The organism is Zymomonas mobilis (assembly GCF_006715975.1).
Classification (GTDB): Bacteria; Pseudomonadota; Alphaproteobacteria; order Sphingomonadales; family Sphingomonadaceae; genus Zymomonas; species Zymomonas mobilis_B.
The window spans coordinates 218,559-237,356 of record NZ_VFOF01000001.1 but is presented as its reverse complement, the minus strand read 5'-3'; the positions used below and the strand labels follow the sequence as shown (position 1 = coordinate 237,356).

17 protein-coding genes and 1 tRNA gene are annotated in these 18,798 nt (G+C 45.2%); 10 read left to right on the top strand and 8 right to left on the bottom strand.

The window, feature by feature from the left end; translation table 11 throughout:
• Positions 1–160: 160 nt before the first annotated feature.
• The 6 genes from FBY58_RS01045 to FBY58_RS01020 form a co-directional block, all read right to left on the bottom strand.
• Positions 161–1,387 carry a tetratricopeptide repeat protein gene (locus FBY58_RS01045; protein ID WP_260431998.1) on the bottom strand — a complete coding sequence of 409 codons (1,227 nt, stop codon included), beginning with the start codon at positions 1,385–1,387 and terminating at the stop codon, positions 161–163.
• A gap of 222 nt (positions 1,388–1,609) precedes the next feature.
• Entirely contained in the window at positions 1,610–2,323 is a 714-nt protein-coding gene (locus FBY58_RS01040; RefSeq protein ID WP_141919093.1) for a tetratricopeptide repeat protein, read from the bottom strand.
• Between the two features lie 200 nt (positions 2,324–2,523).
• The gene (locus FBY58_RS01035) at positions 2,524–3,348 is read right to left on the bottom strand and encodes a tetratricopeptide repeat protein (RefSeq protein ID WP_141919092.1); all 825 of its coding nucleotides are present in this window, start codon (positions 3,346–3,348) and stop codon (positions 2,524–2,526) included.
• A gap of 148 nt (positions 3,349–3,496) precedes the next feature.
• Entirely contained in the window at positions 3,497–4,870 is a 1,374-nt protein-coding gene (locus FBY58_RS01030) for an SEL1-like repeat protein (RefSeq protein ID WP_141919091.1), read from the bottom strand.
• Positions 4,871–5,029: 159 nt separating this feature from the next.
• Entirely contained in the window at positions 5,030–5,752 is a 723-nt protein-coding gene (locus tag FBY58_RS01025) for a tetratricopeptide repeat protein (protein WP_141919090.1), read from the bottom strand.
• Between the two features lie 142 nt (positions 5,753–5,894).
• Complete coding sequence (locus FBY58_RS01020; RefSeq protein WP_141919088.1) at positions 5,895–6,512, bottom strand: tetratricopeptide repeat protein; 618 nt, start codon at positions 6,510–6,512, stop codon at positions 5,895–5,897.
• A 563-nt stretch (positions 6,513–7,075) separates the two neighbouring features.
• On the opposite strand from FBY58_RS01020, the gene FBY58_RS09420 reads away from it, so the two are divergent.
• The 10 genes from FBY58_RS09420 to FBY58_RS00975 all read left to right on the top strand — a co-directional run bounded on the left by FBY58_RS09420 (position 7,076) and on the right by FBY58_RS00975 (position 16,586).
• The gene (locus tag FBY58_RS09420) at positions 7,076–7,210 is read left to right on the top strand and encodes a hypothetical protein (protein ID WP_260431997.1); all 135 of its coding nucleotides are present in this window, start codon (positions 7,076–7,078) and stop codon (positions 7,208–7,210) included.
• A gap of 5 nt (positions 7,211–7,215) precedes the next feature.
• The gene (locus tag FBY58_RS01015) at positions 7,216–8,166 is read left to right on the top strand and encodes a metallophosphoesterase (protein WP_141919086.1); all 951 of its coding nucleotides are present in this window, start codon (positions 7,216–7,218) and stop codon (positions 8,164–8,166) included.
• Between the two features lie 156 nt (positions 8,167–8,322).
• Complete coding sequence (locus FBY58_RS01010; RefSeq protein ID WP_141919085.1) at positions 8,323–9,117, top strand: phosphatase PAP2 family protein; 795 nt, start codon at positions 8,323–8,325, stop codon at positions 9,115–9,117.
• Positions 9,118–9,462: 345 nt separating this feature from the next.
• Positions 9,463–11,991: a TonB-dependent receptor gene (locus tag FBY58_RS01005; protein ID WP_141919083.1), complete on the top strand. Its 2,529-nt coding sequence runs from the start codon at positions 9,463–9,465 to the stop codon at positions 11,989–11,991.
• A gap of 32 nt (positions 11,992–12,023) precedes the next feature.
• Positions 12,024–12,977 carry a S1/P1 nuclease gene (locus FBY58_RS01000; protein ID WP_141919081.1) on the top strand — a complete coding sequence of 318 codons (954 nt, stop codon included), beginning with the start codon at positions 12,024–12,026 and terminating at the stop codon, positions 12,975–12,977.
• A gap of 281 nt (positions 12,978–13,258) precedes the next feature.
• A complete protein-coding gene (locus FBY58_RS00995; RefSeq protein ID WP_141919079.1) occupies positions 13,259–13,498 on the top strand; it encodes a hypothetical protein in 240 nt (79 codons plus the stop codon).
• A gap of 38 nt (positions 13,499–13,536) precedes the next feature.
• Entirely contained in the window at positions 13,537–13,923 is a 387-nt protein-coding gene (locus FBY58_RS00990; RefSeq protein ID WP_141919077.1) for a hypothetical protein, read from the top strand.
• Between the two features lie 178 nt (positions 13,924–14,101).
• A tRNA-Cys gene (locus FBY58_RS00985) sits at positions 14,102–14,175 on the top strand.
• Positions 14,176–14,516: 341 nt separating this feature from the next.
• Positions 14,517–14,990, top strand: coding sequence for a Cys-tRNA(Pro) deacylase (ybaK, locus tag FBY58_RS00980; protein WP_141919075.1), 474 nt, complete (start codon positions 14,517–14,519; stop codon positions 14,988–14,990).
• Between the two features lie 123 nt (positions 14,991–15,113).
• Complete coding sequence (locus FBY58_RS00975) at positions 15,114–16,586, top strand: ATP-binding protein (protein WP_185738161.1); 1,473 nt, start codon at positions 15,114–15,116, stop codon at positions 16,584–16,586.
• A gap of 317 nt (positions 16,587–16,903) precedes the next feature.
• Here the strand turns inward: FBY58_RS00975 and FBY58_RS00970 are convergent, their stop codons facing one another.
• Both FBY58_RS00970 and FBY58_RS00965 read right to left on the bottom strand, forming a co-directional pair.
• A complete protein-coding gene (locus FBY58_RS00970) occupies positions 16,904–17,236 on the bottom strand; it encodes a hypothetical protein (protein WP_185738160.1) in 333 nt (110 codons plus the stop codon).
• A 196-nt stretch (positions 17,237–17,432) separates the two neighbouring features.
• Entirely contained in the window at positions 17,433–18,770 is a 1,338-nt protein-coding gene (locus FBY58_RS00965) for a replication-associated recombination protein A (protein WP_141919071.1), read from the bottom strand.
• Positions 18,771–18,798: the final 28 nt, after the last annotated feature.

Sequence of the window (18,798 nt, the reverse complement as noted above, 5' to 3'; positions counted from 1 at the left end):
TCGCATAACGATCAAACAGCGATCATGGCAATAGTTTTATTGGAAGCAAATATTCCATCCAATAAATGAAATTATTCAACTCCATTTGTATCTTTCAAAAGCGGGATAGATCGCGTGCCTCCACCCGGCACATCATCCCGCTCTATAAGCCCCTAAAAAACTATTTATTCAATTTTTGAAGCGCTTGCTGCGCATCTACATTTCCCTTTTCGGCGGCCTTTTGCCACCAGAATGTAGCTTTTTCGATATTTTGTGGCACGCCTTCGCCTTTGCCATAATGAACACCCAAATTATACTGAGCATCGGCAAAGCCTTGCTCTGCCGCCTTTTCATACCAAAAAGCCGCTTTCTCAGAATTTTGTGATCCAGCAACACCTTGATCATAAAGATTGGCTAAATTGTATTGAGCACCAACTATGCCCTGCTCGGCGGCTTTTTCGAACCAAAACACCGCTTTTTTATAATCCAACAGCCCAGTTTGAGAGCTGGCATAAATAGATCCTAGAGCAAATTGGCCATCGGCATCGCCTTGATCAGCCGCTTTTTGGAACCAGAAGACTGCTTTTTCATAATTCTGTGGCACAGCTTTGCCGAAATAATAAAGCTTACCAAGGGCAAGTTGAGACGGCGCAAAATTTTGATCGGCACCTTTCTGAAACCAAGAGGCAGCTTTTTCGTAATCTTGAGGGACGGCAACGCCTTTTTCATAAAGAGCGGCTAAATTATATTGCGCTTTCACAACATCCTGCGCAGCCGCCTTCTCATACCAAAATATTGATTTTTTGTAATCTAACAGCTTCTGGTTATTAGAATAAGAGACCCCTAAAACGAATTGTGCCTCGGCATACCCTTGATCTGCGGCTTTCTGATACCAAAAAAGGGCTTTTTCATAATTCTGCGGCACAGCTACGCCAAAATAAAAAAATTTTCCAAAGCTCAATTGAGCGGGTGCAAAATTCTGCTCGGCGGCTTTCTGGTACCACAGGGCTGCTTGCTTATCATCTTTTGGCACGCCGCGACCTTGATGATAAGATACGCCCAAATTATATTGGGCGGGTGCAAAATTTTGATCAGCCGCCTTCTGCCACCAAAAAGTAGCTTTCTCGAAATCACGTGGTACGCCGACGCCCTCGCTATAAAGAATGCCTAAATTATACTGCGCTTCGTCAATACCTTGCTCAGCAGCTTTCTCATACCAAAACGCCGCTTTCTGCTCGTCCTTTGGGACACCAATACCAGAGGCATAAATCTCAGCTAATGCAGCTTGCCCCTTTGCATTACCTGCGTCCACCGCTTTTAGAATAGCGGGCATAGAAATCGTGCTGGATGCTTTTCCATTTTGCTTATCTTCTGCATGAACAGGATTAGCGGTAAAAAACAAAAACACCGATGCAAATAATATTCTTTTCATAATGGCCACGTAATTTTTAAAATAATCGATAATTATTCCGCAATAATCACAGAATAATTTATATTTGAAAATTATTAACAATTCGTTTTGTAATTTTACTAATATTTCCAATCAGAAGTTTTTTTCTAAATAAGAACAAAAAAAGCTGGACAGATTACCTACCCAGCTCACCATCCAGCTTTTTAAGCCTCTAAATAACTATTTATTCAATTTCTGAAGCGCTTTTTGCGCATCTACATTTCCATTTTCGGCAGCCTTCTGCCACCAAAATTTGGCTTTTTCAAAATCCTGTGGCACGCCTTGGCCATTCGAATATGCAATACCTAAATCATATTGCGCATCGGCAAGGCCCTGATCCGCGGCTTTCTGGAACCAAAAAGCCGCTTTTTTATAATCTAATAGCCCTGTTTCAGGATTAGTATAAGTAAATCCTAGAGCAAATTGGCCATCAGCATCGCCTTGATCGGCCGCTTTCTGGTACCATAGGGCGGCTTGCTTATCATCTTGTGGCACGCCGTCACCGTCATGATAAGATACACCCAGATTATATTGGGCTGGAGCAAAATTTTGATCAGCCGCCTTCTGCCACCAAAAAATAGCTTTCTCGGAATCACGTGGTACACCGACGCCCTCGCTATAAAGAAGACCTAAATTATACTGCGCTTCGTCAATGCCTTGCTCAGCAGCTTTCTCATACCAAAAGGCCGCTTTCTTCTCGTCCTTTGGGACACCAACACCAAAGGCATATGCCTCAGCTAATGCGGTTTGCCCCATTGCATTGCCCGCGGCCACCGCATTTAAAATAGCGGGCATAGAAAGCGCGCTGGATTCTTTTCCATCTTGCTTATCTTCTGCATGAACAGGATTAGCGATAAAAAACAAAAACGCCGATACAAATAATATTCTTTTCATAATGGCCACGTAATTTCTAAAATAATCGATAAATATTCTACAATAACCATATAATTATTTATATTTAAAAATTATTCACAACTCGCCTTTAAATTTTACTAACACATCCGATTAGAATCTTTTCTTAAATAAAAACAAAAAAGCTGGATAGATTGCTTAAATCTACCCAGCCGGTCGCCTCACTATCAATTTGATAAAACTTATTTATTCATCATTTGCAGCAAATCTTGGGCATTGCTGTCCCCTTGATCGGCAGCTTTTTCTAACCAAAAAGCGGCCTTCTCCTTATCTTTCGTAACACCTTTACCTTTAAGATAAGAGACACCTAAATTAAGCTCGGCCGCCGGATGCCCCTGATTGGCCGCTTTCTGATACCAAAAAACGGCTTGCTGCTCATTTTTCTTTACAGCTGTGCCATCACGATAGGCCAATCCCAAATGATATTGCGCCTCGGCAAAGCCCTGATCGGCAGCCTTTTGATACCAAAATATAGCCTGTTGATCATCTTCCGGCAGGCCAGCGCCATTTCGGTACATGTCACCCAAATAAAATTGAGCCGGTGCAGAACCTTGATTAGCCGCCCTCTGATACCAGAAAGCCGCCTGATCATAATTTTGGGCAACGCCTCGACCATTATAGTAAGCAAGCGCCAAGTTATACTGCGCTTCAGCAAAACCCTGATTAGCGGATTTTTGATACCAAAAAGCAGCACGCTCATCACTTTGCTGCAGACCGATACCGTGAAGGTAGGCATTTCCTAAATAGAATTGCGCCACTGGGTAACCTTGGCTGGCGGCCTTTTGGTACCAGAGTATGGCCTGCTTATAATCCTGCGTCACGCCGTGACCGTTATAATAAGCCGTGCCTAAATCTGTCTGCCCTTTGGCATTTCCAGCAAAAGCTCTTTTTTCAAGAGACTGAAAGCCACTGCCACTAGATATTTTGGATGCCGGCCCTGTCTGCGCTGGGACAGGACTAGCCATAAAAGGCAAAAAGATAGCTGTAAAAAACAGAATTTTTTTCATAGCGACTGCCCATCTATCAAAAAGGCTGAACCATTTTATTTCAACTTAATTTAAGAAGCTGAATCCAATATTAAACAGCCCTTTTTGCCCAAAACAGAAATCATTCTACCTTGTTGCAAAAGACAAACACTCACTATTCCAACGGAATCTAAGATTTTGAATTTTGGAGCCAATTCCGTGCATCGGCATCCCCATTGGCGGCGGCTTTCTCAAACCAAAAATTCGCCTTTTCCTTATCTTTTGGCACCCCTTCGCCTTTAAGATAGAAAACACCTAAATTATATTGGGCAGCGGCCTCGCCTCGATTAGCGGCTTTTTCTATCCAAAAAACGGTTTGGTCGATATCTTTCGGCTCACCTTCTCCATTATAATAAGCAACGCCCAAATTATATTCCGCTTTGCCATCTCCTTGCTCTGCCGCTTTACGGTACCAAAAAACGGCCTTCGCATAATCCAAGGGCAACCCCCGACCATTATGATAGGCAAATCCTAAATTTAACTGCGCTCTGGCGTGACCTTTTTCTGCGGCTTTCTGATACCAATAGGCGGCTTTTTCGAAATCCTGCGGCACATCTTCGCCTTTTCGATAGGCAAGCCCGACATTGTATTCTGAGTTAGCATCCCCCTGCTCGGCAGCTTTTTGATACCAAAACAAGGATTGCTTACCATCTTTAGGCACACCTGAACCATGCGCATAGGCAAAGGCTAAATTATATTGTGCCTCGCTAAAGCCTTGCTCCGCGGCCTTACGAAACCAGTATACGCCATGCTCATAATTCTGAGGCACTCCCCATCCCATAACATAGGCGCCACCCAAAGCATCTTGCGCTTTACTATCGCCCTGCTCAGCAGCTTTCTGATACCAAGCGAAGGCTTTCCGATCATCCTGCTTTACCCCGATACCGTTACGATAGGTATTACCCAAAGCCATTTGGGCAGCAGCATAATAAGCCTGACGGTTGGCCTTCAAAAACAGGGCGATCGCTTTTTTATCATCACGAGGAACAATAATCCCTGCCTGATAAGCCAATCCCAAATGGGTTTTTGCTTTGAATGATTTATTGGCCGCTTTCATCAACCAAAAGGCCGCTAAGGCATTACTTTGTTCAACGCCTTTGCCACTTTCATAGGCCAGCGCTAGATTATACTGCGCTTCGTCAACGCCTTGCTCGGCCGCCTTCTGATACCAATAGGCCGCCCGCTCGTCATTTTGGGCAACACCTTCTCCGGTGGCATACAGATTACCCAAATTATACTGGGCCGACTCTAACCCTTTTTCTGCGGCTTTCTGATACCAAAATGCCGCTAACGCATCGTCTTTATTTACCCCTGCTCCACAATAATATGCCAAACCCAAATTAGATTGAGCGGCAACATCACCGGCTTCAGCCGCCTTCTTCATCGGAAGCATTCCGTCATCATCACTATGGGATGTAACAGGCGCGTTATCGGGCTTCTCTGCTTGGGCAGAAGCAACAGAAACAGACAAAAAGGCAACCGACAACAGCAGGATTTTTTTCATAAAAACTCTATATTTGAAAAGGAAAGGTAAAGAGGATTCTTCGATAAAACACGTTTTTTTAGAGCTTCCGCGACTTAAATAAAAAGGGGCGGATATCGACAAAATTTTATCAACATCCACACCCCCGTTATGCTTGCACGATAAAGACTACCTAAAAATCTACTTCTTTAATGCAGGCAGAATTTTCTGGGCAGTAACATCTCCCTGATCAGCCGATTTCTGAATCCACAATAACGCCTTTTCTTTGCTTTTCGGAACGCCACGGCCGGTAATATATGCAACACCCAACGCTGTTTGCGCTTTGCTATCACCCTGCTCTGCCGCCTTTTGATACCAAGTCACAGCCTGCTCATAACTCTGGGTTACGCCCTCACCATGATAATAAGCTGCGCCCAAATTGAATTGCGCTGGGGCATAGCCTTGATTGGCAGATTTTTGATACCAAGAGACTGCCTGTTCATCACTATGAGGCACGCCTTGGCCATTTGAATACGCAATGCCTAGATTATATTGCGCCGCCGCATTGCCCTGATCGGCCGCTTTTTGAAACAAAGAGACCGCGCGCGCTTCATCATGGGTACCCCCCGCCCCAATTGAATAGGCATATCCTAAAGCAGCTTGAGCAGGCGCATAGCCTTGATCCGCTGATTTCTGATACCAAAACACGGCTTGTTCATCACTTTTAGAGACGTTTTGCCCCTTTGAATAGGCATCGCCCAAACTATATTGCGCTTTGGCATCGCCTCGTTCTGCGGCCTTTTGGAGTGGCGATTTAAGACCATCGCGGGTCATTTTTACGACATGCCCGACCGTCATCCGCGCATGAACAGGCTGGGCAAAAACCGGAAGAAGTGCTGCCGTTAAAAAAACTATTCTTTTCATTGTAACCATATATTTTAGAAAAAAGGTGGAATAACAATTATATAGCAGCAACCGTCATATTATTCAAAATACACTTATAATTTTCCAAATTAGAAAAATATTATTGTAATATTTTTTAGAATTTGCTCTTATTAGGCTAATTTTACCTTAATATTTGAAGGGCTTTTTGTGCATGGCTGTCTCCTTGATCAGCCGCCTTTTCTAACCAAAAAGCTGCTAATGACTTATTTTGCGCGACAAAGTCCCCTTTCAAATAAGCCATTCCCAAAAGATATTCGGCCATCATATCGCCCTGATCAGCGGCCTTTTTATACCAGAACATGGCCTGTGCCTTATTTTTAGGCACGCCACTACCATAATAATAAGCAATACCAACCATCCCTTGAGCAAGGGGAAAGCCTTGATTGGCCGCCTTCTGAAACCAAGAAAAAGAAGTCACCTCATTTTTAGGTACACCGCGCCCCTGATGATAGGCAAAGCCCAAACGGGTTTCGGCTTCGGCGTTATTTTGCGCTGCAGCCTTCTGATACCAAAATGTCGATTGCTGATCATCTTGCAGCACACCTCGCCCATGATAATAAGCATCGCCCATCGCTAACTGCCCATCGGCATACCCTTGATCGGCAGCTTTCTGATACCAAGAGACAGCTTTCACATTATTTTTAAGAACAATGTCGCCACGGGCATAGGCTCTCCCCAACGCCATCTGCGCTGCTGGATCACCCTTCTTTGCGGCCTCATCCGGTTTCAAAACTGCCATCAAAGGTACGGCTCTTACATGACGATACAATGGATTGGGATGCGCAATCGCGTATTTTTCACAAAATATTTTTAGACTTTTTTTATCTGCATTTGAGTTCGGATGGACACAAAAGAAAAAACAATAACAAGCAAGAAAACTATTCTTTTCATGACCACCGCATATTTTACAAAATCAAATGAAAATCACACAACCATATTTTAAATTGGCAAAGACAACATCACCACAACTATATTTTTTAAAGCATTCCGCCCTATCATTTCTATAAAGGCTCTTTCGCAGATCGCAAAAACCCGCTCTAGAAAAAACAGCCCTGATTGTAACAAATGCCCCTATTGTGACGGCCGCTAAAATCGTCAAATATCTTTAACTTAAAACCTGCTTGTGGTGCATAATCCACAACAAAGACAATTAGTTATCGTCTGACAAGCCATCGCCGCTAAAAATTCTTACATTCTTTTCAAAAATTAGTATTAAAGAAACGACAGGCTGTAATAATACGGTCATGTTTCTATTCTAATCGCATAAAATCTTTCTTGGAGCGGGGGGCTTGAACAAGTAGGATGGAAAAGCTTTGTGCCAACGGCATTACGGGCGATCTAATCGCCAGAACCGGCATATCGGGCAAATATTTCTCCCAAATTATTCAAGATAATAAAAAACCGGCATCTTTGCGGGTCAATCAGGAAATAAGGTAGATTCTATGCTTCATTTTAACCGCCGTTCCTTCCTGTCACTCTCTGCCGGCGCAACTTTGGCGGCAGCTGCGACCACAACGACCCGCCTTCATGCTGGTGTTCCCAATCGCCCCCCATTACGTGACCACGAATCTTTCTCTTTTCTGTTTATCACCGACACCCATCTCGAACCCGAATTGAACGGTGCCCAAGGCTGCCATGAAGCGTTCATAAAAGCGCGCAGCTTTCCGGCTGATTTCGCCATTCACGGTGGCGATCATGTTTTCGATGCTCTCGGTGTTAATGCGGGTCGCGCATCCATGTTGGCTGATCTTTATCACAAAACGGCCGATGATCTGAGAATGCCGGTTCATCATACCATGGGCAACCATGACTGCTTTGGCATTTATAAAGAAAGCGGTGCGCAGCCCACCGATCCATTTTACGGTAAAAAATACTTCGAAGATAATTTCGGACAGATCTATTATTCCTTTGACCACAAAGGCGTCCATTTTGTCATTCTGGATTCAATCGGCATTACCGAAGACCGTTCTTATGAAGGGCGCATTGATCCAGCGCAATTCAACTGGTTATCCCGTGACCTCGCAGCCCAACCAGCTGGCACTCCGATTATCGTATCCAGCCATATTCCGATCATGAACGCGATTGATTACGCGTCGATCCCCCTCAATAAAATGAAGCATCATTCCTTATCCGTCATCAATGCTGCGGATATTCTGGAATTATTCGACCATTACAATGTCATCGGCGTATTTCAGGGGCATACCCATGTTGTTGAACGGATCGAATGGCATGGCGTGCCTTACATTACCGGTGGTTCGGTCTGCGGTAACTGGTGGCATGGTACTCGCTATGGCACACCGGAAGGCTTCATGGTCGTCAAAGTCAAAAATGGTAAGGTCATTCCCCATTATGAAACTTATGGCTTCCAAACAATAGATCCGCACAACACGTAATTGTATTATTATAGCCACAGGGTATTTTATAATTTTAATTAAATCCTTAGAAATAGAATAAAATTCTTGAACTGGATAATTGTTTATTTCTAAGGGTAATAAACGCTGTTTTCAAAACTCATCTGCCATAATTTAATCTTAGGAAAGATAGACGTCATGATAAAAGTCCCGCGGTTCATGTGTATGATCGCGCTAACCTCTGCAGTTATGGCAGGTGGTCTATCCCAAAGTTCATTTGCGAAAACAGGCAATACCGAACCAAAAGCAACGTATAAATTCCACAGCGATCCACTCCTTTATCTTCCGCCACCGCCCGCAGCCGGTAGCTTACAACAAGCGCATGATGATCAAGTTTTTCAAACGACCCGCCAATTAAAAGGCGGTCCCCGCTGGGCATTGGCAACCCAAGATGCCGATACTCGGCTTGCCGCTATTCTGAATGACTATGCCTGTGCCGCCGGTATAAAGCTTGAACCCGGCAAACTGCCTCTTTTGGCTGGTGTATTAAAGCGTGCTTTGCATACCGAATATGACGATATCGGTGTCACCAAGAATAACTGGAACCGGAAACGGCCTTTCGTCGGGAATGATTCACCCATCTGCACAGAAAAAGACCGTGAAGGACTGGGCAAACAAGGCTCCTATCCTTCAGGCCATACCACGATGGGCTGGACGGTTGCGCTTATTCTCGCTGAATTAATGCCAGACCATGCGGGCAGTATTCTGCAACGGGGTCAAATTTACGGCAGCAGCCGCATCGTCTGCGGCGCCCATTGGGTCAGCGATGTGCAGGCAGGCTATATTCTGGCCTCTGGTGAAGTCGCCGCTCTACATGGCGATGAACGTTTCAGACATGATCTCGAACTTGCAAAGAAAGAACTCGACAAAGCCCGCTCATCAGCCGGTGCACCCGATGATCTGCAATGCAAAATCGAACAGGCAGGCCGCTAATTCCAATATTAGGCGGCTAATATTTTATTAAACGGGGGGAAAAGCGTTGTTGTAATTTTCCATTTTGAAAGATGGAGATGAAAGCAAGGGGAAAGCTCTTTTTTCAGGCAGTACCGCCGGAATATGGCCTGTCATTTGGCAGAATATGAGCAGCATATCCCACCATCAACGCTCCATCGAAAAGCTATATTCAATATGAAAGACCACCCAATGGACTGACATAATATTGTAGCTTTTCTTCTATATGACCGCTCTTAACGAGCAATTATCAAACTTTTCACTGTAACAATACAGTCATCATTTTATCTTAGCAGGATTGGGGAATATATCTTGAGGGGGGACGGGATGAAAAATCTTTCGCCGAATAAAACGAAGCCTTTTTTGTCATTTCGGCAGTCCAGATTACATTGGGTGATTTTATATTCGTCCCTCTGTGTCTCGGGCGCTATGGCGCAAAATACGGTGTCATCTCAGCCAGCCGCTGACAAAAGCACCTCCGGTCATCATCACGTTGTCTCCGACAGCACGCCTGACGAAGATAAAAACCGTCCAAGCATGATTGGCCAGACGGCGCCAACGGATGAAAAAAGCATCGTGGTTGTCGGTCGTTCTTATGCTGATGGTGTTACCAGACGTGGCATCGGCGGCGGTCTGATGATCAAAGAAGACGCACCGAAATCCAAATCCACCATTACCCGTGACTATATCGAAAAACAGACACCGGGTCTTAACCCGATGCAGTTGATCGCTTTGTTGCCGGGTGTGAATACGGCGGACTCCGATCCGATGGGTTTGACGGGTGGTCATACGTCGGTTCGTGGTATGAACGAAGCTTCCATGGGTTACACCTTGGAAGGTTTCCCGCTCAACGATATTGGCAGCTACGCGGTTTATCCGCAGGAAATCGTTGACTCTGAAAACTTGTCCACCATTCAAGTGGCTCAGGGTTCAGCCGATCTTGACAGCCCGACGATCAGCGCCGCTGGTGGTGTCGTCAACATGTATATGATCGACCCGACCAAAAAAATGGGTGGTCGCGCCAACTTCACCTACGGTTCGTATAATACCTTCCGTGGTTTTGCCCGTTTCGATACCGGTGAAATTGGTAACTCTGGCACGCGCGCCTATTTCTCCTTCTCGGATACCCATGAAGATTTATGGCGAGGTCCCGGTACGGAAAAGAAACTTCACGGCGAAATGAAGGTCGTCAAGGAATGGGGCAAGGATAACCGCGCTTCTCTTGTCGTCGTCGGCAATAACCTCGACAACTATAACACGCCCAGCGTGAACATGGCTTCTTGGAAACAATATGGCACGGGTGTCATGGGTGGCCCTGTTTCCGGCACAGCCAATACGGTTTACAGCTCGGTTTATACCGGCAATACAAAAGCCAATACGACTTACTATAAATTACATCCTAACCCCTTCACCAATCTTTATGTCAGTGCACCAACGCGGATCAACCTCGGACATAATATGGTGCTGACCGAAACGCCTTACTTCTGGTATGGTAACGGTAACGGCGGTGGTGCCTATTGGCAGGACATGAACAAAATGTCCTATGGTTCCCAAACGATGAGCGGAACCGTCAATGGACAAAATTATGGTCAGACGCTGCTTTACGAACCGTCCATTACAAAAACCTATCGCCCTGGTGCGGTAACGAAGTGGACTTGGACTTCTGGTATTAACCGCTTGATGGTCGGTTACTGGTTTGAATACTCGACCCAACGCCAAACAGCGCCTTACACTTTACTTAACGATGATGGCTCTCCCAAGGATAAATGGGGTGGCGGTGCCAGCGTTGTCTTAGCCAATGGCAAGACCGCAGAATACCGCGATACGATGACCCGCACGATGGTTAACACGCCCTTTATCGGTGACAGTATCTCGCTTTTGAACAATCGATTGACCATCGACGCCGGTGTCAAATATTCGATCATCAAAAGAGACGGTCGCAACTATCTTCCCGATACATCAACGGGTGAGAAAATTAACCAGACCTATCGCTCGGTATTACCAACGGGTTCTGTCCGTTTCAAAATCAATAGCGAACATCAGTTGTTCTTCTCGGTTGCGACCAATTTCCGCGCCCCGATGAACACCTCGCTTTATGACTCGGGTGCCTATTATGCAGGCAGCGGCTACAGCAATAAAGCCTCCACGGGATTAAAACCGGAAACGACGATCTCGGAAGAATTCGGTTGGCGTTATCAGGGTAAGCTGATCAATACGTCTCTTACCTATTTCCATTACGACTTCCATAACCGTCTGTTCTCACAGACCGTTATCGATCCGAACAACCCCACCTCTTATTATTCAACGAATATCAATGGTGGTAACCAGACAACCAATGGTGTCGATTTCGAAATCGGAACGCGCGCTATCTATAATATCCGCCCGTATGTTTCTGGTGAATATATTAATGCCCGCACCAAAAGTAATCTGTTCGCTTCGGCTTCTGGCGTTTCTGCTGTTCTGCCGACAAAGGGCAAATTTGCACCGCAAACGCCAAGATATCAGGTTGGCTTTGGTTTAGACTACGATAATGGTCATATCTTTGGTAACTTCAGCTTGAAATATGTCGGTTCGCAATACTCGACCTTCATGAACGACGAAGAGGTTCCCTCTTATGTCCGCATGAATGTCGGTGGTGGTTACCGCTTCAAGAGCTGGGGTGGTCTGAAAAGCCCGACCATCAAGTTCAATATTTCGAACATCGCCAACAAACATTATCTGAACTACGCTTCTGGTATTACGACCAATGCGAATTACGTGAAGTCGGTCGATGGTCAGACCATCAAAGGATCATCACCTACTTATGGTATCGCATCGCCGTTCTCGGCAATGTTCTCGATCAGCACCGGGTTCTAATAATTTGATAGCATATGGATAATTAATTCCTGATGACAATCCAATTTAAGACACGAAAATGGTTTCAGGGAGCCAGCATAGCGATCACCGCTATGCTGGCTTTGCCACAAACGGCACATGCTTGGGGCATGGAAGGCCATGAAGCCATTGCGGCTTTGGCATGGAAATACATGACCCCAACCACCCGTAAAAAGGTCGATGCCCTGCTCGCCATGGATCAAGACACTTTGACGCAACCGGATTTAATGTCCCGTGCCACATGGGCGGATAAATGGCGTTCGGCGGGTCATGGTGAAACTGAACCTTGGCATTTCATCGATATCGAAATCGACCATCCCAATGTTGTCTCCGCTTGTTCAGCCGCTGCTGACCGAGCTAACCCAGCCAGCAATGGCGGGGCGCAACCTTGTGTAATCAGCCAGCTCGATCGCTTCGAAAGACAGCTTTCCAGCAAAGACACCTCGGTTGCCGATCGGGTCTTGGCGCTGAAATATGTGCTCCATTTCGTCGGTGACTTGCATCAGCCCTTACATGCTGCTGACCATGATGATCGCGGTGGTAACTGTGTCAAAATCACAGTCAACAATACCAAATCGCTCAATCTTCACAGCTATTGGGATACCTATGTGGTCAAAGAAATTGACCCAGATCCCCAGCATCTAGCAGACAGCCTCGCCAAAGACATTACGCCCGCAGATAAAAAATCTTGGGCTCTCGGCAATAGCAAACAATGGGCAATGGAAAGCTTCCAGCTAGGTAAACGCTACGCCTACAGCTTCCATCCCCCTGCCGGATGCGATGCGTCACGGCCACCTATTCCGGTCTCTTCAGGCTATGACTCTGCGGCACAAAAAGTGGCAACGCTTCAGCTGAAAAAAGCGGGTGTCCGATTGGCCTATGTCCTGAATCATCGCTTGCGGTCTATACCGCTATCCTATTTCACAAATCTTCAAAAACAGGCACCTGCGTCCGACAATAACGGATAAACCTGTTTCAAAAAATTTTATCTCATAACTCTAAAGAATAGCCCGTATGTCATGTCGCATATGGGCTATTTTTTTAAAGCCTGAACCCATGCATTTATATCCTGTGTATGCGCAGGGATTAGAAATTCAAACTTTTTCAAAAGCCTTTTGTTAATAACATTTAACTTTAAAAAATTAAGTGTGCGGAAGTAATGCCAACAAAAAATCAAAATATCGAAAATTCCATTTATTTATTTAAATATTTTTATATGATACTCAAAGAGTAACTTTTGAGATTCATCATGACTCATTTTATTTTCACAATAATTATTTTATTCTGTTTTGCAGGTATACTTTTTCCTTACATTAAAGGCGTAAGCAGAGGTCAATTCCTAGCAGCTACTATCGGTATATTCTTTTTGTATGGAGCTTTTATAAGCAACAGAGAAGCAGCATCTAAAAAAGATGAAAGCGTTTCAGAAAAAAACACAGGAAATTCTAATAAAGTAGAAGTTACACAAAATTCTAATGATAAAAAATAGAATCTTCACCATGGGTTTACAGTGAAAATAAAGATGAAATGCGTGGAACCATCTCTCATTTCGCATCAATCACTAGTATAAATAATGTAGATTTTTCATTTCCATATGGTACATCCTATGCTCATATTATGATCAGAAGAAGACCTCAAGACGGGTTAAACATATTATTTTCAGTAGATTCCGGACAAATACTCTGTAATTCCTTCTCAAGAACATTTTTTTCAGTAAAATTTGACAATAAACCCATTCAAAAATTTTCATGCTCAAGTTCTGCTGATGGAGAAAGTAATGTATCTTTTATTGAATCTGCAAACTCATTTTTGAAACAAATAAAAAATTCTAAAAAAATGATTATAGAAGCGCCATTTTATGAATCTGGCAACCAACAATTTACATTTGAGACAGCTGGCCTAAAATTTAACTAAAAAACGTCACAAGTATATGGGCTATGGCTAAAAGCATTAAGATATGCAGCTTTATCACAAAAACGTTTAAAAACAAATACTTATTGAAAATTTCATATAATTTTTAAAAAAATATTATACATTTTTTTGAAAATTATGGTTGACGAAAGCCAAAAATCCGAGCATTTGCGCTTGAGGTGGCTCGATGGCGGAGTGGTGACGTAGGGGACTGCAAATCCTCGCACGCCGGTTCGATTCCGGCTCGGGCCTCCAGATTTTCTTTTGGCTGCTGACAATAACCACTCACACAGCAGCTTCATTCCCTAAAAATTTAAACATCCTCACAAAACCCAAAGCCATCTTCTGGGTCGAGCAATAATACGCCTTTGATGTATTCAGATGGCCGATCTCATACCTTTACCCAATCCCGTTTTTCTCTGTCATTCACCATATCGACATGGCCTTGTTTGATATAAGATCAAAACCGCTCTATTATCTATCGATAGACCAAAATTCTGAATAGCTTCACAGCGGGATACCGCCCTATTTATTCAGGATTTTCTGATTTTCATTTCAGCTCTTTTCGATAAAAAGAGAACAGGTTATTTGAAAATATGACTAAGAAAACACGTGGAACGGCTTTTCTTGCAAAGGCAGGCATTGCTTTTACCGTTCATCCTTATGAATATGATCCTAATGCGCAAGCCGCTGGATTACAGGCCGCAGAAGCGCTCCAGCAACCAGCCGAGATCGTTTACAAAACCCTGATGACCGAAGTCGATGGCAAGCCGGTCTGCGTTGTCGTGCAGGTCAATCACGAAGTTTCAATGAAAAAACTGGCTGCCGCCGCAGGGGGGAAATCTGCCAATATGATTAAACCCGTCGATGCCGAACGGATGACGGGCTATCATGTTGGCGGCATCAGCCCTTTCGGTCAGAAAAAACGCGTTCCGGTTATTTTCGATGAATCCGCTTTTCAGGCTGAAAAAATCTTTATCAATGGCGGACAACGTGGCGTATTGGTGGCTCTCGCACCAGAAGATGCCCGTCGTGCCGTAGATGGCAAAATTGCCGCCGTAGCCAATTAATCTTCATTCTACCGACCATAAATAAGGAAAGGTTCTGATCCTTTCCTCATTTATTGCTTCATTCATCTGTTTTTTACCGATCTGCCCTTGCAGAAAAGGACAAGCCTTGCTCAAAGATGCCGCATGACTGTGATGATCGACATGGGAAAAGATTCAAAAGGACAGGTTGTCCCGATGGATCTCGAAGAATTGCTGGCGACAAGATTGCTGGTTCAGGGCAACTCCGGTTCCGGTAAATCCCATCTGCTGAGACGGATGCTAGAAAAAAGCGCCCGTTTCGTTCAACAGATCGTCATTGATCCCGAAGGCGACTTCGTCACTTTGGCAGACCGATTTAATCATGTCGCGGTTGAGGCAGCTGCCTATAATGAAGCCGAAATCCGCGTTCTGGCACAGCGTATTCGGGAACATCGCGTTTCAGTTGTCCTTAATCTCGAAGGGCTGGACGTCGATAATCAAATGAAATGCGCAGCATGGTTTCTGGCAACGCTATTCGATGCCCCGCGCGATCATTGGTATCCGGCTATTGTCGTCGTTGATGAAGCCCAAATATTTGCCCCTGCCCAAGCAGGTGAAGTCTCTGATGATGCACGCCGCTTGTCACTGGCCGCCATGACGAACCTGATGTGTCGTGGTCGAAAACGCGGTCTTGCCGGTGTTATCGCCACGCAACGACTAGCCAAGCTTGCTAAGAATGTCGCCGCAGAAGCCTCCAATTTTTTAATGGGACGCACCTTCCTCGATATCGACATGGCACGGGCAGCCGACCTTCTCGGTATGGACAGAAGACAAGCAGAAAGCATCCGCGATCTCGAACGCGGTCATTTTTTGGCGTTAGGTCCTGCGCTTTGCCGCCGCCCTGTCGCGGTCAAAATTGGTGAAGTCGAAACCAAAAGCCGAACTGGCGGTTTCAAACTGATGCCGCTTCCGGATAGCAAACACGGCAATCCCGAAGACCTTCTCTTTTCGGAACCAGAAGAGCCCGCGTTACCCTTGGCCTCTCCTGAACCACCACCGCCCCCTTCATCCAGTCAGCTGATGGATTTGCTGCAAAAAGAAAAGGAAGAGGAGGCAAAGATCGCCGCTGAACAGGCCGCCGAAAATCCGGTGGATAACAGCCAGAAAGAAGCGCTGATCGACGCATTGCTTTCTAGCATCGTCGCAGAAGAAGAAAATGCCTATCGCCAGCCCAATCTGCTTTATCCTGAATTTACGATCGGCTGCCGGATGCATGGCCTATCAACGCCGCCATTAGACTTAACCGCCTTCACTAAAAGACTGGCTATGGCAAAAGCAGGTCTGACCAGCGACGATCTAGAAGATGACCTTTGGCAACCGGCACTCAAAACCGCCGCTATTCTGGAAGAGGATATTCAAGCGGTCTTTCTCTTCTTGGCAAAAACCGCGAAGGACAACGCGCCCTGCCCTGATGATGATATGATTGCCCGCATCTACGGTACGCGCTCATCGGGACGCGCAAGACGCCTGATCGGCTATATGGAAGATAAAGGCATCATCACGATCAGAACGGACTTCGGAGGACGGCGCAGCATTACGCTTCCAACGCTAGGCTGGACAACAGGAACAGCTTCCTAACATCCCCAAATGGGCTGTATAATGATTACAGCCCGACTACAAAACAGATGAGCAGATAACCTATACAAGCGCCCTGCTATAAATCGATATCAGACGGCAATAATCTACAAACCCCGCTCAACGCTTACCAACCACGCGCCTTCATACAAATCTTTTACAAAGGTCACGCGATTTCTATTTCACGTGAAACATTTCGGCTGTCTTTTTCGAAAAACGAAACGAGCCTACCAAAATCACTATCGCGACATTAAACGCAGCCTACCGGAAGCCAGACAACCTCTTAAAGGCCTTGCCCAACTTCCAGCTCAAATAACGCATCAGTTTTCGCTAAAATATTCCAAAAGCTCTTCTCTGAAATCAGGCAGCTTATGAGCAATGATCTCTTTCAACTGGCTATGCTTGATATCGCTATGGAGAAGTCGGTTATTCGATACATCAAAAAGCACGCGCCCCGCCTCTCCCTTAAAGATTAAAGGAATCTCGGCAATGACCGACCCGCTATCTTCATATAAAAAGATATGCTCGATCGCATTGGTCGGCTTGATGGAAGGCTGTTCAGGATCATCGACCATATAATTCATATGATCCATAATTTCCGCGGCCATACGATGTCTTATTCCGACAGACACTTCCAACTTTTCATGGGACATAATAAGCACCCCTTAATTTTTGAGAGCCTCTGCCAAAAAATGCACTCGACAAAAGCCTTATCTATTAAGAGTTATAAGTAAATTTAGCCATTTTTGTTCCGTAAAACCCAAGCTTTAATTTACAGCATACATCATATCCCCATCTTAAAGCGGCTCTGATTTCTTCAAAAAACGGATAAATTCTTCCCGTTATCTTTTACTTCGATGACTTTCTCTTTTTCCGCAGCTCATCCCAATAGGCCAATCGCTCGGCAATCCGTTTCTCATGCCCACGCATGGTTGGCGTATAAAGCTCTACCTTTGGCAATTTATCTGGCCAGTAATTATCGCCAGAAAAGGCATCCGGCATATCATGGTCATAATGATACCCTTCCCCATAGCCTTGTTTTTTCATCAAATCGGTGGGGGCATTCAAAATATTCGATGGCGGCATCACTGACCCACTTTCTTTGGCCAGCTTCATCGCCTGATTATAGGCTTTATAAATCGCATTCGATTTCGGGGCAGTCGCGACATAGACACAAGCTTGGGCAATCGCCAATTCCCCTTCAGGTGCCCCTAAAAGCTGATAAGTTTCCTTTGCCGCAATACATTGCTCCATCGCACGGGGATCAGCCAAACCGACTTCTTCATTGGCCATACGGGTCAGACGACGCAACAGATAGAGCGGGTCTTCTCCGGCCACCAACATCCGCGATAAATAATAAAGCGCAGCCTGTGGGTCTGACCCCCGAACAGATTTATGAAGCGCCGATATTAAATTATAATGGCCGTCACGATCCTTGTCATAAATCGCCATTCTCTTTTGCAGAATCTGCGCCAAATCTGAGGTCGATAATTTGTTTTCAAGCTTCATCGAAAACAAAATTTCAGCCTGATTAAGCAAAAATCGCCCATCCCCATCCGCCGAAGCGATCAAAGCTTTTCTGGCATCTTTATCGACAGGCAAAGAACAACCAGAACTCTGTTCTGCCCTTTTCAACAACAATGCCAAAGCCTTTTCATCCAGACGATTTAACGTCACGACTTGGGCACGGGACAATAACGCGGCATTCAAAGCAAAAGACGGATTTTCAGTCGTTGCCCCGACTAAAACAAAAGTGCCGCCTTCAATATAAGGCAAAAAGCTGTCTTGCTGGCCTTTATTAAAACGATGAATCTCATCAATAAAAAGCAAGGTCTGATGCCCTGCTCTCCGGTTATTTTCGGCCTGATGAAAAATCTTTTTGAGATCGGCGACACCCGAAAAAATGGCTGAAGCCATCTCGAAGCGCATATCAACCTGCTCTGCCAATAATCGGGCAATGCTGGTTTTTCCGGTTCCGGGCGGGCCCCATAAAATCATGGATGACAATCGTCCCGCTGCGACCATCCGGCCAATAATACCGTTTTTTCCGGTAACATGTTCTTGCCCGATAACGTCGTTCAACTGCTTAGGACGCAAAATATCTGCCAAAGGTCTATCTTTGGTCACAGGTTGCCCTTCGCCATCAAAAACCGAAGGCTTCTCTACAGAATTGAAAAAGTCATCCATTTCCAAATCATACAGGAAAGACGCCCCT